23 protein-coding genes and 2 pseudogenes are annotated in these 25,175 nt (G+C 35.6%); 14 read left to right on the forward strand and 11 right to left on the reverse strand.

Features of this window, described 5'->3' with window-relative positions; all coding sequences use genetic code 11:
* Positions 1-326 precede the first annotated feature (326 nt).
* Both QOL71_RS17290 and QOL71_RS17295 read left to right on the forward strand, forming a co-directional pair.
* Complete coding sequence (locus QOL71_RS17290) at positions 327-1,367, forward strand: zinc-dependent alcohol dehydrogenase family protein (RefSeq protein ID WP_168817791.1); 1,041 nt, start codon at positions 327-329, stop codon at positions 1,365-1,367.
* Between the two features lie 239 nt (positions 1,368-1,606).
* A complete protein-coding gene (locus QOL71_RS17295) occupies positions 1,607-1,936 on the forward strand; it encodes a DMT family transporter (RefSeq protein ID WP_024565581.1) in 330 nt (109 codons plus the stop codon).
* Between the two features lie 238 nt (positions 1,937-2,174).
* On the opposite strand, the pseudogene QOL71_RS17300 reads toward QOL71_RS17295, so the two are convergent.
* From QOL71_RS17300 to QOL71_RS17320, 6 genes and pseudogenes are all read right to left on the reverse strand, one after another.
* A pseudogene (locus QOL71_RS17300) lies at positions 2,175-2,582 on the reverse strand (transposase); the annotation flags it as partial.
* 153 nt (positions 2,583-2,735) lie between these two features.
* Positions 2,736-2,867 (reverse strand): annotated as a pseudogene (locus tag QOL71_RS17755) (tyrosine-type recombinase/integrase); the annotation flags it as partial.
* A gap of 220 nt (positions 2,868-3,087) precedes the next feature.
* Entirely contained in the window at positions 3,088-3,339 is a 252-nt protein-coding gene (locus tag QOL71_RS17305; RefSeq protein WP_283418149.1) for a helix-turn-helix domain-containing protein, read from the reverse strand.
* Positions 3,340-3,365: 26 nt separating this feature from the next.
* Entirely contained in the window at positions 3,366-3,662 is a 297-nt protein-coding gene (locus QOL71_RS17310; protein ID WP_031504736.1) for a helix-turn-helix domain-containing protein, read from the reverse strand.
* A gap of 100 nt (positions 3,663-3,762) precedes the next feature.
* Positions 3,763-4,146, reverse strand: coding sequence for a hypothetical protein (locus QOL71_RS17315; protein WP_283418150.1), 384 nt, complete (start codon positions 4,144-4,146; stop codon positions 3,763-3,765).
* Between the two features lie 508 nt (positions 4,147-4,654).
* A complete protein-coding gene (locus QOL71_RS17320; RefSeq protein WP_283418151.1) occupies positions 4,655-5,149 on the reverse strand; it encodes a DUF3408 domain-containing protein in 495 nt (164 codons plus the stop codon).
* Between the two features lie 546 nt (positions 5,150-5,695).
* On the opposite strand from QOL71_RS17320, the gene mobA reads away from it, so the two are divergent.
* The 10 genes from mobA (at position 5,696) to QOL71_RS17370 (ending at position 20,215) form a co-directional block, all read left to right on the forward strand.
* A complete protein-coding gene (mobA, locus tag QOL71_RS17325; RefSeq protein ID WP_283418152.1) occupies positions 5,696-6,130 on the forward strand; it encodes a conjugal transfer protein MobA in 435 nt (144 codons plus the stop codon).
* A gap of 4 nt (positions 6,131-6,134) precedes the next feature.
* Positions 6,135-7,397, forward strand: coding sequence for a conjugal transfer protein MobB (gene mobB, locus QOL71_RS17330; protein ID WP_283418153.1), 1,263 nt, complete (start codon positions 6,135-6,137; stop codon positions 7,395-7,397).
* Positions 7,398-8,142: 745 nt separating this feature from the next.
* Positions 8,143-9,768 carry a hypothetical protein gene (locus QOL71_RS17335; protein WP_283418154.1) on the forward strand — a complete coding sequence of 542 codons (1,626 nt, stop codon included), beginning with the start codon at positions 8,143-8,145 and terminating at the stop codon, positions 9,766-9,768.
* 1 nt (position 9,769) lies between these two features.
* Positions 9,770-10,675: a hypothetical protein gene (locus tag QOL71_RS17340; protein ID WP_283418155.1), complete on the forward strand. Its 906-nt coding sequence runs from the start codon at positions 9,770-9,772 to the stop codon at positions 10,673-10,675.
* A gap of 17 nt (positions 10,676-10,692) precedes the next feature.
* Positions 10,693-13,212, forward strand: a complete 2,520-nt coding sequence (locus QOL71_RS17345) for an Hsp70 family protein (protein WP_283418156.1) — start codon at positions 10,693-10,695, stop codon at positions 13,210-13,212.
* Positions 13,213-13,222: 10 nt separating this feature from the next.
* The gene (locus QOL71_RS17350; RefSeq protein ID WP_283418157.1) at positions 13,223-13,864 is read left to right on the forward strand and encodes a hypothetical protein; all 642 of its coding nucleotides are present in this window, start codon (positions 13,223-13,225) and stop codon (positions 13,862-13,864) included.
* A 1-nt stretch (position 13,865) separates the two neighbouring features.
* The gene (locus QOL71_RS17355) at positions 13,866-14,156 is read left to right on the forward strand and encodes a DUF6804 family protein (protein WP_283418158.1); all 291 of its coding nucleotides are present in this window, start codon (positions 13,866-13,868) and stop codon (positions 14,154-14,156) included.
* Positions 14,153-15,910 carry a protein kinase domain-containing protein gene (locus tag QOL71_RS17360; RefSeq protein ID WP_283418159.1) on the forward strand — a complete coding sequence of 586 codons (1,758 nt, stop codon included), beginning with the start codon at positions 14,153-14,155 and terminating at the stop codon, positions 15,908-15,910. The genes QOL71_RS17355 and QOL71_RS17360 overlap by 4 nt, the downstream gene beginning before the upstream one ends.
* A 159-nt stretch (positions 15,911-16,069) precedes the next feature.
* Positions 16,070-18,649, forward strand: coding sequence for an efflux RND transporter permease subunit (locus tag QOL71_RS17365; protein WP_283418160.1), 2,580 nt, complete (start codon positions 16,070-16,072; stop codon positions 18,647-18,649).
* A gap of 144 nt (positions 18,650-18,793) precedes the next feature.
* Positions 18,794-20,215, forward strand: coding sequence for an efflux transporter outer membrane subunit (locus tag QOL71_RS17370; protein ID WP_283418161.1), 1,422 nt, complete (start codon positions 18,794-18,796; stop codon positions 20,213-20,215).
* 124 nt (positions 20,216-20,339) lie between these two features.
* On the opposite strand, the gene QOL71_RS17375 is transcribed toward QOL71_RS17370, so the two are convergent.
* The 5 genes from QOL71_RS17375 to QOL71_RS17395 all read right to left on the reverse strand — a co-directional run bounded on the left by QOL71_RS17375 (position 20,340) and on the right by QOL71_RS17395 (position 24,151).
* Positions 20,340-21,167 (reverse strand): N-acetylmuramidase domain-containing protein, encoded by an 828-nt coding sequence (locus QOL71_RS17375; protein WP_283418162.1) that lies wholly within the window; start codon positions 21,165-21,167, stop codon positions 20,340-20,342.
* 110 nt (positions 21,168-21,277) lie between these two features.
* Entirely contained in the window at positions 21,278-22,288 is a 1,011-nt protein-coding gene (locus QOL71_RS17380) for an NAD-dependent epimerase/dehydratase family protein (protein WP_283418163.1), read from the reverse strand.
* 63 nt (positions 22,289-22,351) lie between these two features.
* Positions 22,352-22,927 carry a Crp/Fnr family transcriptional regulator gene (locus QOL71_RS17385; RefSeq protein WP_283418164.1) on the reverse strand — a complete coding sequence of 192 codons (576 nt, stop codon included), beginning with the start codon at positions 22,925-22,927 and terminating at the stop codon, positions 22,352-22,354.
* Positions 22,928-23,261: 334 nt separating this feature from the next.
* Positions 23,262-23,444: a hypothetical protein gene (locus tag QOL71_RS17390; RefSeq protein ID WP_283418165.1), complete on the reverse strand. Its 183-nt coding sequence runs from the start codon at positions 23,442-23,444 to the stop codon at positions 23,262-23,264.
* A 350-nt stretch (positions 23,445-23,794) separates the two neighbouring features.
* Positions 23,795-24,151, reverse strand: coding sequence for a response regulator (locus QOL71_RS17395; RefSeq protein WP_283418166.1), 357 nt, complete (start codon positions 24,149-24,151; stop codon positions 23,795-23,797).
* A 294-nt stretch (positions 24,152-24,445) separates the two neighbouring features.
* Here QOL71_RS17395 and QOL71_RS17400 point away from each other — a divergent pair, with 294 nt between their 5' ends.
* The gene (locus QOL71_RS17400; protein ID WP_283418167.1) at positions 24,446-24,961 is read left to right on the forward strand and encodes a DUF2975 domain-containing protein; all 516 of its coding nucleotides are present in this window, start codon (positions 24,446-24,448) and stop codon (positions 24,959-24,961) included.
* 1 nt (position 24,962) lies between these two features.
* Complete coding sequence (locus QOL71_RS17405) at positions 24,963-25,169, forward strand: helix-turn-helix domain-containing protein (RefSeq protein WP_074234565.1); 207 nt, start codon at positions 24,963-24,965, stop codon at positions 25,167-25,169.
* Positions 25,170-25,175 lie beyond the last annotated feature (6 nt).

A 25,175-nucleotide genomic window follows, 5' to 3' on the forward strand; every position in this document is an offset into this window, starting at 1 on the left:
TCTTTTTTTTGTAGCCATTCTATTGATTTTTTAATTAACTTTACAAAGTAACTGATTTATGCGATTGGGAAAGCTACCGAAGGTTTAGTTCAACATGGGTTTTGCAAGATGCGGGGTTGAAGTAAATCTCAGAAAATTTGTAGAAAATACCCGCAAAAACTTTTTCCATTTTTTAGTTTTTTCGTAATTTTAAAAAATGGAAAAAGTCTTTGCTAGAGATTGGCTCTCCTCTCCACTTTCGGTTTGCAGTAGCCCGCACCTCGCAAAGCCCTTTTCCGTTAACAGAAATATTAAACTTAAGTATATTAATTTCAAAATCAAATTTTATGAAAGCATTAGTTTATCATGGCGATCACAATATCGCTTTAGAAGAAAAAGCAAAACCTTCTATTATTAAGCCATCCGATGTAATTGTACGAGTTACGAAGACCACCATTTGTGGTACGGACCTCGGAATTTATAAGGGTAAAAACCTTTATATGCAAGACGGAATTACTCTTGGACACGAAGGTGTCGGAATTATAGAGGAAGTAGGAAGCAGCGTAAGTCAATTCAAAGTGGGAGATAAAGTTATCATTTCCTGTATATCTTCTTGTGGATCATGCGAATACTGTAAAAAACAACTCTACTCGCATTGTAAAGATGGCGGATGGATTTTAGGACACATGATAGATGGTGTACAGGCTGAATATGTAAGAATTCCACATGCAGACAATAGCCTTTACAAAATACCTGATACTATCAATGATGAAGTAGCGGTAATGATAAGCGACATTTTACCAACAGGACACGAAATAGGCGTTCAGTACGGAAATGTAAAACCAGGTGACGCTATCGCAATTGTTGGTGCAGGACCTGTGGGAATGTCTGCTCTTTTAACAGCTCAGTTTTATTCTCCTGCGATCATTATTATGATTGATTTGGATGATAATAGATTAGAAATGGCTAAGGAATTAGGAGCTACCCATGTTATTAATTCGGATAGTCAAAACGTTTTAGAAGAACTGAAGAAAATTGTAGGAGAAGATGGTGTTGATGTGGCTATTGAAGCGGTAGGTATTCCACCCACTTGGAATATATGCCAAAAAATAGTAAAACCAGGAGGAAACATTGCTAATGTGGGAGTCCATGGAGCAAAAGTAGATTTTGAAATTCAAGAACTTTGGATAAAAAACCTTACGATAACCACTGGGCTTGTCAATACAAACACCACCCCAATGCTTATCAAAGCAGTTGCAACCAATAAGTTACCTGTAAAAAAATTGATTACGCATCATTATAAACTTTTCGAAATTGAAAAGGCTTATGATGTGTTTTTGAATGCTTCTAGAGAAAAAGCAATGAAGATAATTATAGATGTAGAATAATACTTCTGCTAACAAAGTGTATAGTTAATGGCGGTTTAATGCTGTAATTCAAGGTTTTAGCATTTAGTAACCCAAGTGTTAAACCGAAAGTTAAGTGCTTCAAAATCCGCCACTAACCATACACAAACACGTTATCTGCAAGCATATCCAAACCCATTTCATAGAAGGAATTTCACAAAAAAACTATCTAAGAATTTAAATTATAGTAATTTTATCTTAACAAAAAGTATTAACAAACAATGAAATATTTATATTTAGCATTAGCGATTGTTCTTGAAGTTTTAGGTTCAAGTTTTATGAAAGCATCTGACGGATTTTCAAAACTTTTACCCACGACAATAACAATAATAGCATATATTGCTTGCTTTTTCTTCCTTTCTCAAGCATTAAAATCAATACCTTTAGGAATTGCTTATGCGATTTGGGGAGGTTTAGGAATTGTCCTAACTGCATTGATTTCAGTAATTATCTTTAAACAATCTTTGGATTTACCAGCAATTATTGGAATTATTTTGATTGTTGCAGGTGTTTTTGTTATGAACTTTTTCTCTAAATCTTCAACACACTAAAAAATGCCTGCAGATAATAGCTAAGTTTTCGTTGCGTGCGAAGCACGAACAATGAAAACCCTGTTGAACGGAAGCTTCGGGAGCTTTTTTCAACATTATGGGTTTACCGACGAAGGATTTTAAAGATATACAGGAGACTTTCAGAAAGGTCTCTTTTTTTGTTGGTGAATTTGGTGGTTTTTCCAGGTTTTATCGTGTTTTCCTTTACTTTTGGGCGTAAATTCCCTTACCCAAAATGCTAGATTTTAGGCGTTTCATAGTTTTGGCTCATCTCCAAAAACCAACTTGGCGGACCGCGCAAATCGAACGTCGCAATCGTTACCAAATTTCCAATTTTGCAGCAAGTACATTTTGGCTGAAAAGCTTTGGGTGGAAGCTTTTCTTTGGGCTGGATGCCTAAATTTTGTTGCAGATTTTTAAGCTTGATACGCTTCCAGGTGCTGCTCAAAAAACCATAATGACGGATTTTCACAAATCTTTTGGGCAAAATATGCATCACAAAACGGCGGATAAACTCCTCGTGGCTCAAAACCATCTGCTTTTTGATGCCTTTTTGGCGGTAATCTTTGTAAGAAAAAGTGACCGTCTCCGCATCAATTTTTCTGATTCTCTGGTTGCTGACTGCGATTTTGTGGGTGTATCTGCCAAACCTCCTGTTACTAAGCACTACAGGCAGTTTTTTCTCTCTTTTAATTTCCGGAAGACTTAGAAAATCGTAGCTCAAACCTTCCGATTTCAACAGAAACCGAAGTCCGTAAACGGTATGTTTAAAATACGATTGCGAAGGCGATTTAGATTTTTTCTGAAGGTAAAAAAGGTAATCATGAATTTGATCTGAATCGAGCTCTGTAGGAATTTTTCCGAAATGCAGCGACACCGCAGCGACGTGTCTGGAGTAATTTTGAAACGTACTTTGGCTTCTTCCCAACACCGAAACCGTACGTTCAAACCTTTGCAAAAGCTCCGCAAATCCCGGAACTTCGCGCTTTGCCTGATTGATGATCTTGTTTTCTCTGAGCTCTTCTAAACTCTTTTTTTTGTTGCCATTCTATTGATTTTTAATTAGTTTTACAAAGTAATCAAAAATATGCAGACGGGGCTACCGAAGGTTTAGTTCAACAAGGAGTTTGCAAATGACGGTATTTAACCGGTTAACGCTGATAGTTATCTTCCAACACCTTGATAATGTCGCTTTCACGGAAAAGGATTTTCCGTTCGAGCTTGATAAAAGGTATCAGTTTGTCATCCCTGTACTGTTGTAATGTTCGTTTGCTGATGTGTAGCATTTCGCAAATCTGTTCGCCTGACAGGTAGATTTCCCCTTTTAAGAGTGGATGAAAATATTCCCTGATATACAGCAGTTCATTTTTGATACCTACCACAGCTTCGAGCAGGGCAAGCATATCTTCGTTTGAATTTCCAATCTGTTTCATTTCTTTTGCTTTTTTAATGGTCGCTCTCCCTGCATAAGTAACTCCACTTCGGATAATCTGAAATACGTTTTCCGATTGATTTGCGTTGCTCCAAGAATGCCTTTTGCCCTATACGTCTGCAACGTTCTTTTGCTGATGTTGAGCAATTGGCAGGCTTCCTGTTGGTCGAGCCATTTAGTTGCCTGTTGCAGTGCTTTGTAGGGTGTAGTCATTTCCGCTATCAAATTGGAAACTTCCTTAACTTCCCTATGCAATGCTTTCAAAATCTGAATGTCTAAAACTGTTATTTCCATATCTGCATCATTTAAACCTCTAAAATAAAAGCTATTCACATAGGTCATTTTAATGTTGCATCCGATGGCGGTATTTGGCGTACAGTTGCCAAATACTAGGCTATAATCCTAACTTTGGTTTCTTACTTTTAGGACGAGACTGTTGCGTTATGATTGTATTGTCCATTTTTAAAGCAGGCTTTTTATAGGTCTGTATAGCCTGATTTTTTTCTTCATTTTTGAAGTCCGAACGGATAAGCGTTTTTGTCGCACCTATTATGCTTTCAGGTTCGGAAGTCTGTTTTTGTTGTTCAGTACGTTTTCCCCCGAATAGCCTGTTCCAATCTATTAAGCCTTTTGCTTCCCTGAACTGACGTTTTAAATTAGCGATGAAATTGGAAATCGGGTCGCTCTGCTTATCAACCTGTATCAAAGGACTATATTCTTTTTTTCTGATTTGTTCTTTCTCTTTCTGCTCTTTGTCAGGTATTACTTTTTGTGCCATAGGTTCAAAATTTGCACCCAATATAGAACACAAGGGAATGTATTGTTTTCATTTGGCATTATGTGGCAGTATTTGGCTTATGCTGGCACAATATGAATAGAAAGTAATCCTCAAAACACTTTAAATTTTCCTCGCAAAGCCCTCACACATTTAAAGAGTTTTGTAAGGATAAAGGAAAGCATACAAAAAACATCCTATCCTTAGCCCTTACGTGTTTTTTATACCCTTTCTTTGATTGGAATTGATTAAAAAAAGAATAAAAAAGGGAGCAAAGATAAGGCGGACAGCCACCGCACCACCCAACCAAAAGACTACGGCATAATGGCAGGGCAAATATGGTGGCTTCGCCGAGTTTGTTGTGTGCCCTGCCACCCTTCGGGACTTATTCCGTTTCCTTTTGGTTTTTCCGCCTGTCCCCCTTGTTAAAATGGCTTTCTTTTTTTTCTGTTTTTTTCTTTTGGAAAATAATTTTAAGAGGTAGAAACGTACCACCCACCACGTATAGTTATCAAAACAACGGTTTGTGTTTCTCGTTATAGATTTCCCTAATCAATTCCCCGAACTCCTGAAAGTGGTATTCGATAATGTTGTCCAGATACGCATAAATCGTCAGTTTGTCGATGCCCATAATATTTGTAAGCCTGTTAAATGTTTCGTGGTGTTCCTGCCGTACATACACTGATTTCCCCCTGCTTGCCGTTGTCGTGGGAATTTTGAAGAACCGTCCGCAGTAGTCCTCTTTGGTCAGCTTCTTTGGCTTGTAAATCATCCTTCTTGCATTACTCGCAGGTGTTTTTGTGTTTTCCGTTTCAGTTTCCGAAGGTTCTTCGCCTGCCATTACACGCATAATAGCTTCCTCATCTACTTTGGGTTTGACAAAATCTTCCCGATGTGTTACTGCCTGTTGTTCCGTGAAAGATTGTTTATTTTCATCAGTTATGAAATTTTCAATAGAGAAATCCTCTTTTTCGGGTTGCTGATTTTTGTTTTCTTCGTGTATCATATCTATCATTTTTAATATTATATCCAATTAGCTGTTTGGTTAACTAAGCAATCAGCTGTATATACTGTTGTATCTATGTAACTACCTATCTACCAAAGCACCTGCAGACCCTTAATTGGTTAGTTCATTAACTCAAAAATCTGCAATTCGTCTGCATTCAATCACGCAGATTTGCTGTCGGGATTTATGCTGTTTAGTTACTTCATTAAGGATATAACCAATCAGCTAGCTAGCCATATACAAAGGAAATAAAAGCAGTCCCAATCTGCTTTAAGGTGTATTTAGTGGCATCATTTGGCGTTCATTGTCATTGTTTTAAATAGCTGTTATTCAAATAGTCTTACCGAAATTTGTAATGGAAGCTATGGGTTTTCCCTGCTAACTACAATCCGTTTGCAAAACGGATTTTTCTGAACCCTTGTTCAGAGCAAGTTATCTTTTGAGGTACTCGAAATGAATTTCGGCACCTCAAAAGTACTTGCCCTTGCAGGGGGCTGGAAACGGCTCCGAAGTCGCACGTTTGTTTAAAATTAAAATGGATTTATTATGAAAGAGAAAGACAGAAAAAAGATTAGTAAAACAGGAAGAAAACCGAAGAACGACCCTGCGGTCAATCGGTATTCCATTAACCTAAATGAAGAAGATAATGCAAAGTTTCTTGCACTTTTTGACCAATCAGAAATGAAAGTAATTGCCCATTTTATTACAGCTTGTATCTTTCAGAAGACGGTAAAGACAGTAAAAATTGATATGGATGCAATAGAATATCACGAAAAACTGACCCGATTTTTTAGTCAGTTTCGCGCGATCGGAACAAATTACAATCAGATTGTGAAGATATTGTACCGCAATTTTTCAGAGAAAAAAGCAGGAACGTACCTTTTTAAATTGGAAAAAGAAACCATAGAATTGGTAAAAGTCACTAAAGAAGTCATCCGTTTGACACAGGAATTTGAAGAGAAGTATCTGAAAAAAGAATAAAAATATGATTGCAAAAATAGGAAAGGGAAGCAATATGTACGGAGCTATCTTGTACAATCAGCAGAAAGTGGAAAAGGAAAACGGAGCGGTTATGTTGCTAAATAAGATACCTGATACGGTGGAAGGCAGGTATTCCACCCAATATTTCAATAAATGTTTTGAACCGTTTCTGTCTGCCAATATCAAAACAGAAAAGACTGTTCGGCATATATCGCTGAACCCAGATCCTGCGGATAAGGTCAGCGATGAGCAGTTTACGGATATTGCTCAGGAATATATGGAACGTATGGGCTACGGCAATCAGCCCTATATTGTTTTCAAGCATACGGACATTGACCGTACACATATCCATATCGTTTCGACCTGCGTGGGAATTGACGGCAAGAAAATCCCCGATGATTACGACCACCCACGCTCAATGGCTATCTGTAGGGATTTGGAAACTAAATATAACCTGAACAAAGCCATCGAGCAGGAGCAGAAACAAGTCAACAAAGTTTTTAAGCCTGTAAATTATAAAAACGGAGACATCAAAAGTCAGATTGCTTCGGTAGTAAGGCATCTACCCAAGTATTATAGCTATTCTACTTTGGGTAGTTACAATGCGTTACTTTCCCTTTTCAATATCACAGCGGAAGAAGTCAAAGGCGAGCGGAACGGTCAGACCGTAAACGGTTTTGTTTATGTGGCATTGGACGAGAATGGAAGCAAGGTAAGCAATCCGTTCAAAGCATCGCTTTTCGGGAAAGATGCAGGCGTTGCACATCTGCAAAAACACTTTGAGCAGTCCAAAGAGAAAATGAAAACCACGCCTGCAAGGTCTGTTCTGAAAAATACGGTGGAGTTTGCCATACATACCACAAGCAACGAAACAGATTTTAAAAAGCAGTTGACCGAGCAGGGTATTAATACAGTTGTAAGACGTAATAGTGAAGGACGAATTTACGGTATGACCTTTATTGACCACGAAGGTCGAACCGTTTGGAACGGCTCACAATTAGACAGAAACTTATCGGCAAATATGTTTAACGATTGGTGGAACAATGGAAATAAACCCGAATTGAAGATACAAGATAACCCCGTTTCTAAAGCAAATGAAATAGACAACCTACCGACAAAAGACCTTTTTGAGTTTCTCTCACAGGAACATTCGTCTAATACCGATTTGGGATTGTTTAGCCTGTTATCCGATGCACAAGGCGAGGATTACGAAGAAGAACAGTTTGCTAATCGGATGAAGAAAAAGAAGAAAGGGAGAAAATTGTAGAATAGACTTTGAAATGCTCTACAGATGAAATCCTTGACGTATTTTTCATATATTTGCAGGAGAACAAAAGAAGTTTCAATGAGTTAGAACAAAAGAAAAATAGATATATAATTATAGCGTTTCGCTTTATAAATTTCCTTGACTGAAAAGGTCGAAAATTTTCAATGACACAAGGAAAGTAAAAGTGGAAACGCCTACGGTAAAGCGTGGGCGTTCCTTTTTGCTTTGTGTCAGGGTATTCGACCACCTTCAGTCAGAGCTTGGGGAATTAGCTCACGTTATTTTTTGCTCTTTACGGAAACCCGTAAGGAAAACAAATAGAACCAATGTAAATTGCCAGACCGTAGAAATTACAATGAAATCAGTTATAAATAATCCCTATAGAATTGCAGGAATTCTCGCTAACAGTTCCGAGAAAGATATTCTGAAACAAAAAAGTAAAGTCAAGAGATTCAGCGAAGTAGGTAAAGAAATCTCTTCTGAATATGATTTTCCTTTTCTATCCTCTTTACAAAGGAGTAGTACCATTATTGACAAGGCTTTTTCTGACATCGAACAAAATCAGAATAAAGTTTTCTATTCCCTATTTTGGTTTCTCAATCTCAATCCCATTGATAATACGGCAATCCAGCATCTGATAAGCGGAAACAAAGAAAAAGCTTCTGAAATTTGGGAAAAATTAAGCAATGAGAAAGAGGTTAACTCAAAAAATTATTCAGCTTTCAATAATATCAGTACGCTTTATTTGTCGGGACATTCCAAAGAAGATTTAAAACGAGGAATTACTACCAAAATAAAACTAATTGAATCGGAAAATTTTAAAGATTTTGTTCATACAGTTGCTGACGAGACTTTTTCTATTGATATACCAAAGCAAATTGAACTATTGATTGATGAATTACTAACGCAATTCAAAGGCAAATATTCAACTTCAGAAACAATGGAGTTGTTCAGCAATTGTAACGGAACTACTCAAAAATATCTTTCCAAAAAGTTTACCGAAGAACCTGTTCATAAAATTGAAACGCAAATTGAACAATGCAATAAAAAACGCATAAATAACAGAAGCAATGCTCATAAGTTTGGAACAGATTTATACAGTAACACCAAAGGGGAATTAACACTATTAAAATCCATTGTAGGTAATGCTAACCTACAATATAAAATGTTGGCTGATAATATTGCGAAAGAGATATTGCAGTGTTCTGTTGATTATTTCAACGAAAGCCAGGAACAGGAAAAAAGCGATAATTATCTTGAAGAAGCTATGAAGCTGGCAAAATTAGCCGAAAGCGTAGCGGTAAATGACGCCACGAAAAATAAGGTAAAAGAAAATATTAGTACGCTTGAAGGAATGAAAGACAGAGAACTTTCTCAAATTGTAGAAGTTTTAAAGTCTGTTAAACAAATGTATGAAGATAATGAGAGAAAAATTAATCAAGAAGTTAGAGAGCTTGAGAAAAACGATGTGTTAATTAAGTTAGGGCGTAAATCTATAAACTGGGATGCAGTAAAGGATAACATCAGAAACTCAATAAATTGGCAAAATGTAAATGAATTATTAGTTGACATATTATCTGATAACAACTTAAAGAAACTAAAAGAAAGTGATAATATTGAAATTAAAAAGGAATTTTTACAATTAGCTAATTGGACAAAAGAGAATTCTTTAAAAAGCTCAACTATATCAAGTATTATAGAAAAATACAAAAGGATAGCACCAAAATTATCTTTCAATATTATATCATCTGAAATTACCAATACTGACAACAAACCATTATATACAAAATTTATTCGATATGTTGGATTAAACTTAAAAGTGGAAGTTTTCGATAATAAAACAGTTGAATTATATATAAAGTACATAAATCCAAATGGGAGTATCAACAGTAATTCAAAAGTTTCCCCAAAAGGATACACACGTTCACAAGTTGAAAAACTTACTGCTTTAAAAAAATCAATTAATTTTTCAGGTTGGGGAAATTCAGAAAAATGCACTTACGAGATCGGAAAACATCGTATTGAAATATATTTAGATGAGTATATGATCCATAGCAAAGAATTTGTCGTTGATTTAGCACCATCTGAGAAAATAGAAAAACAGTTAAAAGAAGCCGAATCTAAATTAAGAGATGTAAAACAAACCACTTATTTTGCTTCTGAAATTAATGTAGCAAAAAATCAGTTGGAAGAAATTAAAAAATTCCAATTGTTTAGGGGAAGTTCTGAAAAGCAGAGACAAGTTGAGACCCAGCAACTCAAGATAAACGAACTAATAAAACGTTCTGAAAATGAAAAATCTAAAGAAATCAAAATTCAGAACATTAAAATTGAAAGATTGAAATCAGAACTTTTAGAAGCAAAATACTAATATGAAAAAAACTCTACTCATTCCTATAATGTTTTGTGCAACAACACTTTTTGCGCAAGAGCAAAATACAGAACTGCAAAAGCACCAGCAGGAGATTTCTGTTTTAAAACAAAAATTAAACAATCAACAATCTGTAATCAATCAGCAAAAAACAGAATTGGAGAATCTTTCTTCAAAAACCGAAAATCAGGAAAAAAAGATTGATAGCCTGACATTGAGAACAGATGAAAATGCGAAAAATATACATAGCATTGCGGAGAATTTGGGTGCTAAAATCCAACAAACTGAAAACGCTTCAAAAGATAGCATTTCCAAGTTGGATAAAGATGTGAGTACAAATCTGTTGTATTGGATAATTGCCACATTAGTTACATTAATTCTAGGTGGAGTTATTTATTGGCTTTTAGGCAAACGTATTGCAAATAGCAAAACCGATGTGGAAACTCAAATAAAAAACACAAAAACAGCTTTGGAAGAAGAAAGCATCAAATTGGACAGCAGATTGGTGGAAGTTTTGGAATCGCAATTAAAATTGAAGCTCGAAGAAAAACAAATTATTCCTATAAATTCAAATAACGAAATCGACCATTCTTTGGCTTTAAAAGTAGCGGATGAAATTGTGAGAATGCAAAAGAACATATCCAAAATGGATAATGAAACTAAAGGATTAAAACCACTTGTAAAAGGTATAGAAAGAATTCAAGCAAACTTTGCTTCCAATGGTTATGAAATGGTCAATCTTCTTAACAAAGACTATGACGAGAGAATGAATATTGACGTCATTAACTTCATAACAGACGAAAATCTACCAGAAGGAAGAAAGGTTATCACAGCAGTTATCAAACCACAAGTAAATTATAATGATGTTCTTATTCAAAGAGCACAAGTAGATGTTTCGCAAAACTAAAATATTCCCAAAATAAAATGGCAAGAACTAAAATAGATTACGGTATCGACTTAGGTACAACTAACTCAGCTATTTCAAGAATGGAAAGCGGAGAAGCAAAAATAATAAAAATTAGTGGTCTCGACGATACGATGCCATCTTGTGTTGCTTACAATAAAAAAGGTGTCTTAGTTGGTAAAAATGCTTTTGGAGCCCACGGTAGTGAACAGGATTTACGTTTATCTAGAGATATAGAACCGAATGCATTTATCGAGTTCAAAAGAACTATGGGAACAGATAAAAAATATTTTAGTTCCAACCTAGGAAAAGATTTAAGTTCGGAAGAATTGTCCGCAGAAGTTTTAAAAACGTTGAAATCATTTGTAACTGATGAAGCTGTAAATGCAGTAGTAATCACAGTTCCAGCCGCTTTCAAAAACAATCAGATTGACGCTACAAGGCGAGCCGCAAAGTTATCAGGATTTGAACACGCAGAGGTTTTGCAAGAACCTGTTGCGGCTGCAATGGCTTATGGTTTAGATAATAAAAAGAAAGACGGTTTTTGGTTAGTTTTTGATTTTGGAGGAGGTACATTTGATGCAGCTTTATTGAAAGTGGAAGATGGCATTATGAAAGTTGCTGATACGGAAGGAGATAATTATTTAGGTGGTAAAAATTTAGATTTGGCTGTTGTTGATGAAATTATAATTCCACACATCCAAGAAAACTTTTCAATTGATGATATCTTAAGTAATGATTACAGTAAATCAAATTATAGAGAAGCCCTTAAAAGATATGCGGAAGAATTAAAAAATGAACTTTCTTTTAAAAGTGAATTTAATTTATACAAAGAAGGTCAAGCTACAAGATTAGATGATAACGGAGAAGAAATAGAAATTGATTTAACCGTAACACAAGCCGAGTTAGAAACAGTCTTATCTCCTATTTTTCAAAAAGCAGTTGATATTTCAATAAAACTTTTAGAGCGTAACAACTTAAAAGGTTCGTCTTTAGATTCCTTGATTTTAGTTGGAGGTCCGACTTTTTCGCCAATTATCAGAAAAATGTTGGAGAAGCAAATTTGCAAACCCGACACTACCGTTGACCCAATGACAGTAGTATCAAAAGGAGCTGCTTTGTATGCATCTACGGTCGAAATTTCGGATGACATCAAAGAACAGACACGAGATAAGTCCAAAATTCAAATTGAAATCGGGCACGAAGCATCAACGGTTGAATTGGAAGAATTTGTTACGCTGAAAATTCTGACCGATAAAACAGAAGGAACAATTCCTGAAAAGGTTTTTGCCGAAATTGCAAGAAGTGATAAAGCTTGGTCAAGCGGAAAAGTTGAAATAAACGAAATTGGAGAAGTAATTGAAACACAACTAATAGAAGGTAAAACCAATAGTTTTGAAGTAACATTATTTGACGACAAAGGAAATATTTTAGAAAGTGAACCCAAAGAGTTTACGATAATTCAAGGAATTGGGGGATTGAACTCAATGCAAGGACTTACACTTAATTGGGGTATCGAAATTAAAAAAAGAGAAACAGGGAAAATTGAATTCAGGCAAGTTTCAGGATTGGAACAAAATAAATCTTTACCTGCAACAGGTACAGCAAATGGATTAAAAACTCAGAAACAAATTCGTCCCGGAATGGATTCTGATTTCATCAAAATTCCATTATATCAAGGCGAACACGGTGCTGACGGAACAAGAGCCATCTATAACGAACACGTTTATGACATCATAATTAGCGGAGCAGATTTACCTGCATTATTACCCGATAACAGCGATGTAGATTTAACGATTAGCATAGATAAGTCGCAAAAAGTTTCTATTCAGGCATACTTCCCATATTTAGACCATACGTCAGAAATCGAAGTTCCAACTGATACCGTTCAATCAGTAGAAACCAATTGGCTTTCTAATGAAATCCGAAAAGCAAAAGGAAGTATTGAAGAACTTAAAGAAGAAGGAATTCAAGAAGATAAAGTTCAGAAAATAGAAAGTGAAATAAATGAATTGGAAAGAAAGTTTGACAATAGCAAAAATGATGTGGACGGAAAACAAGAGGTTTTAACCAATCTTAGAAAAACGCTTAAAAATATTGATGAATTAAGCGAAACTACAGAATGGCCAAAATTAGAAGAAGAACTAAAAGAGGAATTTTATAGATTAGAGAAAGCCAATAAAGATTTAGGAAACGACCGTTCAACACAAGTTGTTAATCAGTTGCGAAATCAATTAGAAGAAGTTTTGAAATCACAAGACATCAAATTAGGTAAAGCATTGGCAGAAGAAATCCATTCAGTATTTTTCCAAATGACATTAGTATATCAACTTATTAATTTCATCAGACAACACAATCAACATTTTGGTTCATACCATTGGAAGGACAGTAATAGAGCAAGACAATTATTAAATGAAGGCTTACAACAAATCGGAGAAAACCCCAATACAGATGATTTGCATCCAATTGTTGTTGACTTAATCAATTTGTTGCCAAATGATGAAAGACCAAGCGGAGACGATTCTGTTTTGGTTGGGTAAAGTTTAAACTATGAAAAAACTATTAACTACCTTTTTAATTGTAGCTCTTTTAACTTCTTGCGAATCTAAACAAGCAAGAAAAGAGCGTATTGAATTCGAGCAAAAGCAAAATGAAACAGAAAAAGCGGAAGCTATTCGTTTAGAAAAAGTACGCATTGAACAAGAAGAAACCGACCGTATAGAAAGAGAGGCTCAACTAGAAAAAGAACGAAAAGAAAAAGAACTTTACGATATGTATATTTCTAATTCTTTGCTTACTGGTTCAACTCCTTATTCCAAATATTATGGAAGTAATTCTTCTTGTAGCGATTATGGATGTTCGCAAATAAAGGTACGAACAAGCAATTCAGATGTTTTAGTAATTATCAAGAAAAATGACAAAGTTGTAAGGCACGCTTTTATTCAAGCAGGTGACGGTTATACTTTTTCTTTCCCAAATGGTACTTATCAAGCTTTTTTCTATTATGGAAAAGGTTGGAATCCTGAAAAGGAAATGAAAGGTGGCGAAATAAAAGGTGGTTTCATTACAAATGAAGATTTTGGGAAAGACGAACCTCAATCGCTTTATAATAATGTGTTAGAATACGAATTGATTTTACAACAAAATGGAAATTTCAGTACTCGCCCAAGCAATCCCGAAGAAGCATTATAGAATGGAAAAAATCATAAAAATAGGCTTAGCGGTTTTAATGTTTGGTTGCCTTTTGGATATGCCTTATGGTTATTATCAACTGGTGCGTTTTATAGCGTTAATTGGTTTTGGCGTGTTGGCTTATCAAGCTAATCAACGAAGTAGGCAAACTGAAATGTTTATCTATGGAGCATTAGCATTGCTATTTCAACCATTTTTCAAAATTGCATTAGGACGAGAATTGTGGAATATTGTAGATGTGATTGTTGGCGTTGGATTGTTGGTAAGTTTGGCGAAAAAAAATAAAAAATGAGTAAATCCGTATTATCCAAAGGTCAAACTATTGACAATAAATATTCAGTTAGCTTCTTTCTGAAAAAAGGAAGTTATGCCGAGACCTATCGTGCACAAAATGAAGCGAAAGCAACCAAATTTCTAAAACTTTTTGACTTCGCAAAATTGCATCGTACACAGTTTACGGAAAGTGGGGAGATTTTGGAAATCGAAATGCTAAAACAAATCAAGCATCCCAATTTGGTAAAGTACAACAATAGCGGAAATGTTATTATTGACAGCCATAAATATACTTATGTGGTTTTGGATTTTGTAAGTGGAGAAACTTTAGCCGACAGAATGAAACGTGAAAATACACTCAATCCGTATGAAGCAAAAAGTATCATTTTGAGTGTTTTAAATGGTTTAAATTATCTGCACAACAAACAAATCATTCATAACGATATTACCAACCAAAATATAATGCTGGATTTATCAGGTAAGATCGCCATTCCTAAAATCATAGATTTTGGTTATGCTCGTTTTCTGCAACAATCCAACAAAGATTTTTTGAAAGATGGTTTGAATTTGTTTTACACAGCTACTGAAACGTTTAATAAAGTATTTTCTGCTCAAAGCGATATTTATTCGGTCGGTGCTTTATATTTCCATTTATTGACAGGTTTACCGCCTTACTTTGTAGAAATATCCAAATACAAATCTGACAAAATACAATTAGAGGAAGTTATTTTAGACGAGCGCAAAAAACCTTTAAAATTTTCGGATAAAATAGACGAAGAAACGCAGAGCATAATCCGAAAAGCATTGCAATCAAAAGCAGGGAACCGTTTCAAGTCTGTAAAAGAATTTATTCAAACATTAAACGGAGAATTAGAAGTCGAATTTTCAATTCCAGAAGAAAAAACCACAAAAATTCAGCCCAAAGAAAAGAAAAAAGGCAAAGGATTTTCAGCAATTGCAGGAATGCAAGAATTGAAAGACACTATACAATTAGACGTAATAGACGCCTTGAACGATAAAGAACGATATGCAGAATATGGTTTAACTATTCCTAACGGAATCTTATTGTATGGTCCGCCTGGTTGCGGTAAAACTTTTTTTGCTGAGAAAATGTCAGAAGAAATTGGATTTAATTTTTACCAGATAAAACCGTCAGACATTCAAAGTAAATTCGTCAATGCTTCACAGGAAAACATCAAGAATTTATTTGATGAAGCAAGGCAGAACGCACCGAGTATAATTTTTATAGACGAATTGGATGCACTTGTACCTAGTCGGGACACATCCAACATCAGTCATATGAACACAAGTGCAGTCAATGAATTTTTAGCACAGATGAATAATTGCGGAGAAGACGGAATTTTTATTGTTGGTGCTACTAATAGACCAAATGCTATTGACCCAGCAATTTTGCGTTCAGGGAGATTGGATAAACATATTTACTTGCCACCACCTGATTTTGAAGCCCGTAAATTGATGTTTGAATTGTACTTAAAAAAGCGTCCGACAGAAATTGGTTTGAATTACGAAGAATTAGCCAAAGCAACCGAAAACTATGTCTCAAGTGATATCAAATTTCTATGCGATGAAGCATCACGAAAAGCATTGAAAGAAAATACACGGATTACAAAAACCGTTGTTTTGGAGACAATCCGAAACAATAAACCATCAATCTCTTTGCAGGAGTTAAACAGCTATTTAGTAATTAAAGCAAAAATGGAAGGAGAAAGTAGTAACACTAATGATAGACCGAGTATTGGATTTAGGACGTAGTTTCTAAATTGGAGTAAATATGCCATTCGATAATACCAGCTAAAAGTGAAGATTAATCATTTTGATATTTAGAAGTTTTTTATAAGTATTTAGATAAATTTAGATAATTAACATCAAAACTTAAATTTTGTATATTTGCTATGAGCTAACGGAAACACGTTGAAAAACAAAGCAATAAGCACCGTTACCAAATCGTTACCTGACTTCTTTGATTATCTCTATAAAAGCTTAGTATTCAACCGATACGGCGTTTTCCTGAAAACTTTAAAATATAAAGGTAAACTCAGCAAGAACGAGGATTACGAAAATATTGCAATCAAAGCCAATAATGACGGTTCATTTCTAAGATTGAAAGATGTAGCGAGAGTTGAATTTGGTTCCTACACTTACACTGCGGCGAACAGAGTAGACGGAAAACCGGTTTCTGGTTTCGCAATTTTGCAGACTGCAGGTTCTAACGCCAACGAAATCTTAACTGAAATCGAAAAACAGGTTGAGGAATTCAAAACAACTTTGCCAAAAGGTGTGAAACCGATTATTATGTACAATTCCAAAGACTTTTTGGATGCGTCCATTCATCAGGTTGTTGAGACTTTGGTGATTGCATTTATTCTCGTTTTCATTGTTGTGTTTATTTTCCTTCAGGATTTCCGTTCAACATTGATTCCTGCGATTGCGGTTCCCGTTGCGATCATCGGAACATTCTTCTTTCTGCAGCTGTTCGGATTTAGTATCAATATGCTGACGTTGTTCGCACTGGTTCTCGCTATTGGAATTGTCGTTGATGACGCAATCGTTGTTGTGGAAGCCGTCCATTCCAAAATGGAACATACAGGAATGCCTGTAGAGCAAGCTACAATGAGCTCAATGTCAGAAATTTCAGGCGCCATTATTTCGATTACTTTGGTAATGTGTGCGGTATTTATTCCTGTTGGATTTATGCAAGGTCCTGCGGGCGTTTTCTACAGACAGTTTGCCTTTACGTTGGCGATTGCTATTTTGATTTCTGCTGTCAATGCATTGACATTAAGTCCTGCCTTATGTGCATTGTTCCTTAATGATCCTCAGGGAGAGCACGGCGAACACGGTCACAAAAAAGGTTTTGGAACAAGATTTTTCAATGCTTTCAATGTGGCTTTCAATAATATGACCAGAAAATACATTTATAGTCTTAAGTTTTTAATTAAGAATAAATGGGTTGCAATTGGTGGTTTGGGAATTATCATCGCTGCGAGTATTTTCCTGATTAAAAAAGCACCAACCGGATTTATCCCGACTGAAGACCAAGGTTTTGTTTTATACGCTGTAAATACGCCTCCGGGAAGCTCATTGGAAAGAACACATAAAGCAACGGAACAAATCGATAAAATCGTAAAAGGCGAAAACGCAACCAATCATCTTTGGGTGGCAGACGGACTGAATTTCATCAGTAATGCCAATGCTTCGCCCTACTCTGCAGGTTTCATCAAACTGAAAGATTACGAAGACCGTGGCGACATGAAAGACCCGGATCAAATTGCAGCAGCGCTTACAGGAAAAGTGTCTCAGGTAAAAGATGCGAATGCATTCTTCTTCAACTTCCCTACAGTTCAGGGATTTGGTAACGTTTCCGGTTTCGAGTTTATGCTTCAGGATAAAACTAATGGTTCTTTTGAGCAATTGGGAACGACGACTCAGGCTTTCATCGGAGAACTGATGAAACGTCCAGAGATTGCATTTGCTTTCACTACTTATGCAGCTGGCAATCCTCAATATACGATTGATGTTAATACCGATAAAGCCAATCAATTGGGTGTTTCAATTACAGAATTGATGCAGACAATGCAGATCTATTACGGAAGCAGCTTCGTTTCGGATTTCAACAGATTTGGGAAATATTATCGAGTAATGGCTCAGGCGGATATTCCTTACCGTACGGACACGAATTCTTTGGACGGCATCTATGTCAAAAATAATCTTGGCGAAATGGTTCCTGTCAAAACTTTGGTGACTTTGAAAAGAACTTTCGGACCAGAGACGGTAACAAGGAACAACTTGTTCAATGCTGTGACCATCAATGGAACACCGAAACCAGGTTATAGTACAGGTGATGCGATTAGAGCTGTGGAAGAAACAGCGAAACAATCTTTACCGAGAGGTTACGGTTACGAATGGACGGGAATCACGCGTGAAGAAATCAAAACCGGAGGACAAACGGCTTTCGTTTTTCTTTTGAGTATTTTGTTTGTTTACTTTTTGTTAGCAGCGCAATATGAGAGTTACATTCTTCCGTTTGCCGTTATTTTAACGGTTCCGACAGGGATTTTCGGAGTGTTTGCTTTTACAGGATTGGCTGGAATTGATAATAATATTTATGTTCAGGTTGGATTGATTATGCTCGTTGGATTGCTTGCGAAGAACGCCATCCTGATTGTGGAATTCGCAGTTCAGAGAAGAAAAGCCGGGAAAACTTTGATTGAATCGGCCTTACAAGCTTCGAGATTGAGATTAAGACCAATTCTGATGACCTCATTCGCTTTCATTATCGGGATGTTACCATTGGTTTGGACGCAAGGTGCGGCAGCAAAAGGAAATCATTCAATCGGAATCAGTACCGTTGGCGGAATGTTTACAGGGGTTGTATTCGGGATTTTCATTATTCCGGTGATGTACGTGATCTTCCAATACCTGCACGAGCAAATGCCAAGTAAAAAGAAACGTAAGCTGAAAAAAGAAAAAGCAGCTCTGAATTTAATTTAAATTTAAACGCAAAGGCACAAAGATTTTTTCCATAATCTCTATTGATAAGGTACAAAAATTTAAAATCTCCGATTTTATTTTGCGACTTAGAGTTTTTGACAATAAAGATTTATTTGTGCCTTTGCGATAAAAAAACAACAATCAATGAACATTATAAATAAAATAAAAGAGATTCTGGTCTCAACGGTAGTCGTGGCAAGTGCAGTTTCCTGTATGCCAAAACTAGCATTGGAAAAAGTGAGCCCGGAACTGCCAGAAGCCTTTCAATATACGGCAACGGCTGACACAGCAAGTGTGGCCACCCTGGAATGGCGACAGTTTTTCAACGATCCGATCTTGCAAGGTCTGATCGAAAAAGGCATCAAAAATAATTATAACTTGCAGATTGCCCTGAAACAGGTTGCTTCTTCACAGGAGAGACTGAAGCAGGCAAAATATATGCAATATCCGGAAGTTGGTCTAGGCGTTACAGGTCAAATTACAAGACCTTCCGACAACAGTCTGAACGGACAAAGTATCAACTTGTTCCTTGGAAAAAGTTATGTTGAAGATTACAATGCAGCGTTCAATCTGTCTTGGGAAGCGGACATTTGGGGCAAAATCAAGAATCAGCAAAAAGTTTCGAAAATGCAATATCTGCAGACTTATGAAGCGACCAAAGCAATCCAAACTCAGGTTGTCGCTGCGATTGCGCAAGGTTATTACAACCTTTTGATGTTGGACAAGCAATTGGAAATTGCCAAATCGAATTTAGAGTTAAGTAAAAATACACTTAATATCACAGAAAAAATCTGGCAAAGCGGCGATGCAACATCTTTAGGTGTTCAACAGTCAAAAGCGCAAAAGGAATATACGGAACTTTTGATTACGCAATTGGAACAGAATATTAAAATCCAGGAAAATGCGTTGAGTATTTTGGTGGGCGAAAATCCGGCTAAAATCAGCAGAACGATTGAAATGTCCGACACATCACTGCCTCAAAATTTCTCTGCCGGATTGCCTGCCGCAATGGTAAGCCGCCGTCCGGATGTTCGTCAGCAGGAATTGGTTTTGTTAGAATCCAACGCTTTGATTGGAATTGCTCAGGCCAATATGTATCCTTCTTTGAAAATCACAGCCAATGGTGGGGTGAATTCATTTAAGTTTGATAACTGGTTTCAGATTCCGGCTTCATTGTTTGGCTCTGCTTTAGGCGGAATAACGCAACCGATTTTCCAGAAAAGACAATTGAAAACCAATCTGAATGTAGCGAAAATCCAGAGAGAAAAAAATGTTCTGGCTTTCCGACAATCTGTTCTGAATGCCGTTGGCGAAGTTTCCGACGCATTGGTTTCCAACGAGAGCCTGAAAGTTCAGGAACAGAAAGCTGCAGAACAGGTTACGACCTTGAAATCCGGAATCCAAAGTGCTGAAAAACTTTATAAAAGCGGATTGGTGAATTACCTGGAAGTCATCACAGCTCAGGCAAATTCTCTCCAAGCGGAATTGAATCTGGCCTCCATTAAAAGACAACGGCTCAGCAGTATTGTTGATCTTTACCGTGCTCTTGGCGGTGGATGGAAATAGTAAAATTAAGTTATTTTTTGTTAAAAAGATGTAGTCTTTCGGGACTGCATCTTTTTTTAATTTGATTAATGGAACTATAAAGATTTCAAATACTTTGAATTTTTTTATCAGAGATTTAAAATATTTATTTCTTAGAATACTTATCATAAGCCTTTTTCAGCTTTTTATCATAAGCATTAGAAGCCTGAGACGGCCCGTTATATTTCAAAGCAAACCGAGTCCAATCTTTCTTCTGTAAAAACGGGATCAATTTATTTTTTTTCAGATACATCCCGAATGCTTTCAGCTGTAATCCTTCACTTTTATACATGTCCGATGTAAAAGATTCTACATTTTTGTACCCGATATCTATTGCATTGAAACCCATAATCTGAAACATTCCCCAAGATGTTGCACAAAGAGCTGCTTCTTTTACTTCTTTATTGTCGGATAAGGCAATGGCTTTATTCAGTCTTTTATATTCTGCAGCACCACCTAAGTAATACTTTTTTGTCCAGGTTTTATATAAAATATCCGGATTTTTTACAGAAAACTTTTTGGGATCTATTCCTCTTTTAGTAAGTTCTTTCCAAAAGATATGTCCTTCAAATAAAATTTTCGGATCACCGTTGATAAGAAACCCTGTTCCATTACTTTCGATTTCGTTGACGGCTTTTACAACAGCTAATTCCAGTTTGTACTGCTTTGCAAAATTTATTAGATCATCTTCGGATAAGAATTTGTTTTTCTTAGAAAATATCTCTTGTTGTGCGGAAAGTAAAATTGTCCAGGTTTTAATTCCCACAATCCCATCGACAACCAGTTTATTCTTTTTCTGAAAATCTTTTACTGCTCTGTCCGTATCAACATCAAAATAATTATCTACGATAATGTAATCGTAGCCCACTTCTAACAATATTTCTTTGAGCGTATAAACTGTTTTGTTTCTGGATTTGAGTTTAACGGTTTCCATTGCTTTATTTTAAGAGTTTAATTGATGATAATATTAGTAATTTTTTCTTTTACATCAAGTTACAATCTTAATAAAAAATAAAAACTTTTAAAAGTTCTCTCAAGCGTATTTTACAGCAAATCCCTGTGTTCCATAAGATAGGCTAAAGCTTCTTTTACAGTCTGTTCCGGACTCTTAGGATTAAAACCCAATTCGTTTCTTGATTTTGAAATATCGAAGTTCTGCTGTAATCCTGAAAACATTGCAATATCTTTAACGCTTAATACCGGAGGTTTTCCACTGATTTTAGCTGAAAGTTCCATTACACCTGCAATTGCATACAGGACAAATTTAGGAACAGAACCAGGCACTTTGATCTTCAATTCAGGATAAAGTTTTTGAGCCAGTTTGGTAGTATCGGTAATGGTCATACATTTTTCGTTGACTAAAATATAACGCTCCCCGGATCGCCCTTTTTCTGCGGCAAGACAGCAACCTTCCGCAACATCTTTTACATCTACCCAATTCAGCGTTATTTTGGTATCCATCGGTATCTGCTTGTTTAAAATTAACCCCAGTACGCCATAAGAGACATTCAACTGGAGAAATGCTTCACTACCAATCATTGCTCCGGGCATTACGGACACCAATTCAATTCCTAATTCTTTAGCGAGCTGAAAAGCCAGCTTTTCTCCATCATTCTTAGAATTATAGTATATATCTCTCCTGTCTAGATTGTATCCATTACTCTCTTTAGTCGGGAGATTGGTATAATCTAAAGCAGCGATGGAACTCACATACACAATTCTTTTTACCCCCGCTTCAGCAGCGGCTTCGATCGTATTACGGGTTCCTTCCATATTGACATCGTAGATTTCCTTTTTAGGATCTTTGGCCCACAATTTAAATGAGGCACCCACAGCATAAAATGTATGAACTCCTTGAAGAGCCTTTACAAATGAAGCTTTGTCAGTGATATCTGCCTGCACCACTTCACAGTCCAAATCTTTAAAACAGTCTTTATTTTTGATGTTACGAACGGATGCACGAACCTGAAATCCTTTTTTAATGAGTAACCTTACCAGATTGTTACCTAAATGTCCATTTGCTCCGGACACCAATACTAAATTCTTACTTGTCATTTTATTGATTTTAAATACTACTGCAAAGTTCATCCTTGCTTATTCAAAATCACTTCACAAATGTTACTTAAAAATCTGTTTGCGGATACGGCTCAAACTTTTAGGGTTCATCCCCAGAAAAGAAGCGATATACTGCATTGGAACATTATGCAACAACTCAGGATGTTCTGTCATTAATTTTAAATAGCGTTTTTCTGCGGTAAGTGTTGCCAGTTCTTTCGCCCGTTTCTCATTGTAGGATAACGATTTCTGAAAAACTAAAAAACTGAAATCTTTAAATGCAGGGCTTTTTTGAGTAAGCAAATCAAGATCTGTCTTTGTAATACGTAAAAGTTCGCATTCCGTAATACATTCCAGATTTTCATCTGATCGGATCTGATTTGTAAAATTGGAATAAGAAGTAATAAAACCCGGAGGACAATTGATGTGCGTGGTTACCTCATGGCCTTTATCATTGTAATGAAACAGCCGTACAAAACCTGAAACCACAAAATATAAATATTGAGGAACTTTTCCTTCTTCTTCAATCACTCTGTTTTTGGGATACAGGACGGGTTCAAAATACTGAATGCATAATTCTCTTTCCACATCTGAAAGTTGTGCACGTTCTGAAATAAGACGGATGAGTTGATCATGCATAATATCATTTTTTAATTCATCAGTTCAAAAAAACTGGAATTATGATCATTCAAATATAACATTACTATTCTTTATAACTTACTTAATATTTCATCTTGGCAGATTCCTGCGGTTTATAGTGATCGAATACCTTTGTGATCCAGAATTTTTCTAGGAATTCAACACCAATGTCTTGGATTTGTAGTACGTGACTTTTATAATGCACCAAACATCTGAAACAACTTTATGACCTCAAACAAAACTTCTTTAAAGTTAAAGAACAAACTTTTGATGAAATAAGTGAATTCAGAGACAGTTTTGTGGGCAATATTGGATTAATATTAACCTTAATTATTTAAGAGTAATTATTTACTGCTTTTAAATTTTCATACTTAATTTCAGCTTCCTTATCCAGCGGCTCTTTCATTAAATAGATTTTCAAAGATTCAATGGCTTTTTCCGTCTGATGGGATAATCTGTAAGCTTCACTCAGGTTATAATAAGGGCTGGCAGAATCAGGAAACTGAGTAGTACACAATTGAAACAGATGAATTGCCTGAATATATTTTTTTCGAAGAGGAACTTTTGTCCATATCTTTCTATTAAATTCTCCTTAAGGATATATTTTTTGTTGGAATCGGCTTCTATCTTTTTTATTCCGACAGAAAGACCATTTTTTTCTACTGTTCGGATAACATCTTTTGTATAGAAAAAGTTATCTGTTGCATCTGTACTTCCGGTTAATTGCTTTTTAAAATCCCTCAATATATTGGCTTAACAGATCTGATTTTGGTTTATAAAAAGTAATACTCATACTATAGAAAAATAGATTTAGAGCAGACATTCAAAGATTAGAAGTGAGCCGAAAGAACTTCACATAAATTTAATTCAAGAATTTTTTTTAACAACTTCAATCATGTGGTCAATATCAAATGGCTTTTCAATATAATCATCCGCTTTACATTCTTTGGCTGTCGTTGGAAGATCATGTGATGTTGAGGTCAGTACAGAAGATATTTCTTCCGTTTTCGGATTAGTTTTGATTTCTTTAATGACTTCCGAACCTTTCTTTTTTCCTTTAATGTGATCGTCTATAATAACAATGTCAGGCTCATTCTCGTCAATTTTTTCTATAGGTTCGGTTGTCAGAGAAGAAGTAACATCAAAACCCTCTTCTTCCAATATCTCATCCATTATATCCATGACAACTTTATTATCTTGGATAAGAATAGCTTTCTTTTTCATATAATTAATTTTGATATAAATATATGAAAAGTGGAAATTGGTTACAGTATTTTTTCTCTTCCAGATGATCAAAAAAAACCTGTATTTTTTTCCTGCATACAACGATTCTATGTTTTCATTCTTTAAAAAGGCATAACTACGGAGTTTGTTATTATTTGAAAAACTTTATGGGTAATTATGTATGGCCTATTTTTCTGATTAGTGTTGGATATATTTAATTGATTATTTTTTAAATAATTAATGTTTTACGATAATTAATTATATATTTGCATTAACAAATTAATTGATTATCCTATGAATCACAGTAAAAATATTTCAAAGATCCTGTATTACCTGTGTATTGTATTATCTGCAGGTTATCTTTTCACATTTGTATATTCGGTGTTTTGCCTGTTGACTGGTTTTGCAGTGACGACTTACAAACAAAATCTGTATCTGCATATTAATTATCCATTTACAGAACAGCCTTTTCTGAACATCGAAAACAATTATCCCTATATTATCCTGTCTTTTTTGCTGGTTCTTTTGACGTACGGAATCTTTTTCTGGTTGTCAGCAAAGGTGTTTAAGGTTTTCTTTCAGTCAAAATTATTTACCGAAGAAAATATCGTGCATCTTAAAAGATTTTATATGTATAATATTTTCTTTCCTTTACCCATCGTTATTACAGCAAGTTTTTTTGTAGAAGTGGAAAGTATCATTTGGGGATTGGTTTTTATCCACTTTATGCTGGGAATTTTCTGTTATTTCCTTGCCAATATTTTTAAACAGGGTTTACATTTACAAAACGAACAAGATCTATTTATATAAAATGCCGATTATCATCAACTTAGACGTTATGCTTGCCAAGAGAAAAATGCAGAGTAAAGAATTGGCGGAGAAAATAGGAATTAGTAATGTCAATCTCTCTGTTCTAAAAACCGGAAAAGCTAAAGGTGTGCGTTTCGATACACTGGAAGCAATCTGTAAAGCGTTGGAATGTCAGCCAGGAGATATTCTGGAGTATAAAGAAGAATAATTAAAT

It is taken from the genome of Epilithonimonas pallida (assembly GCF_900182975.1).
GTDB lineage: Bacteria > Bacteroidota > Bacteroidia > Flavobacteriales > Weeksellaceae > Epilithonimonas > Epilithonimonas pallida.

Excerpts from the sequence above, each read along its gene's own strand:
- QOL71_RS17290 (WP_168817791.1), top strand. The coding sequence starts at position 327 with ATGAAAGCATTAGTTTATCATGGCGATCACAATATCGCTTTAGAAGAA.
- QOL71_RS17295 (WP_024565581.1), top strand. The coding sequence starts at position 1,607 with ATGAAATATTTATATTTAGCATTAGCGATTGTTCTTGAAGTTTTAGGT.
- QOL71_RS17305 (WP_283418149.1), bottom strand. The coding sequence starts at position 3,339 with ATGCTTGCCCTGCTCGAAGCTGTGGTAGGTATCAAAAATGAACTGCTG.
- QOL71_RS17310 (WP_031504736.1), bottom strand. The coding sequence starts at position 3,662 with ATGGAAATAACAGTTTTAGACATTCAGATTTTGAAAGCATTGCATAGG.
- QOL71_RS17315 (WP_283418150.1), bottom strand. The coding sequence starts at position 4,146 with ATGGCACAAAAAGTAATACCTGACAAAGAGCAGAAAGAGAAAGAACAA.
- QOL71_RS17320 (WP_283418151.1), bottom strand. The coding sequence starts at position 5,149 with ATGATACACGAAGAAAACAAAAATCAGCAACCCGAAAAAGAGGATTTC.
- mobA (WP_283418152.1), top strand. The coding sequence starts at position 5,696 with ATGAAAGAGAAAGACAGAAAAAAGATTAGTAAAACAGGAAGAAAACCG.
- mobB (WP_283418153.1), top strand. The coding sequence starts at position 6,135 with ATGATTGCAAAAATAGGAAAGGGAAGCAATATGTACGGAGCTATCTTG.
- QOL71_RS17340 (WP_283418155.1), top strand. The coding sequence starts at position 9,770 with ATGAAAAAAACTCTACTCATTCCTATAATGTTTTGTGCAACAACACTT.
- QOL71_RS17345 (WP_283418156.1), top strand. The coding sequence starts at position 10,693 with ATGGCAAGAACTAAAATAGATTACGGTATCGACTTAGGTACAACTAAC.
- QOL71_RS17350 (WP_283418157.1), top strand. The coding sequence starts at position 13,223 with ATGAAAAAACTATTAACTACCTTTTTAATTGTAGCTCTTTTAACTTCT.
- QOL71_RS17355 (WP_283418158.1), top strand. The coding sequence starts at position 13,866 with ATGGAAAAAATCATAAAAATAGGCTTAGCGGTTTTAATGTTTGGTTGC.
- QOL71_RS17360 (WP_283418159.1), top strand. The coding sequence starts at position 14,153 with ATGAGTAAATCCGTATTATCCAAAGGTCAAACTATTGACAATAAATAT.
- QOL71_RS17370 (WP_283418161.1), top strand. The coding sequence starts at position 18,794 with ATGAACATTATAAATAAAATAAAAGAGATTCTGGTCTCAACGGTAGTC.
- QOL71_RS17375 (WP_283418162.1), bottom strand. The coding sequence starts at position 21,167 with ATGGAAACCGTTAAACTCAAATCCAGAAACAAAACAGTTTATACGCTC.
- QOL71_RS17380 (WP_283418163.1), bottom strand. The coding sequence starts at position 22,288 with ATGACAAGTAAGAATTTAGTATTGGTGTCCGGAGCAAATGGACATTTA.
- QOL71_RS17385 (WP_283418164.1), bottom strand. The coding sequence starts at position 22,927 with ATGCATGATCAACTCATCCGTCTTATTTCAGAACGTGCACAACTTTCA.
- QOL71_RS17395 (WP_283418166.1), bottom strand. The coding sequence starts at position 24,151 with ATGAAAAAGAAAGCTATTCTTATCCAAGATAATAAAGTTGTCATGGAT.
- QOL71_RS17400 (WP_283418167.1), top strand. The coding sequence starts at position 24,446 with ATGAATCACAGTAAAAATATTTCAAAGATCCTGTATTACCTGTGTATT.
- QOL71_RS17405 (WP_074234565.1), top strand. The coding sequence starts at position 24,963 with ATGCCGATTATCATCAACTTAGACGTTATGCTTGCCAAGAGAAAAATG.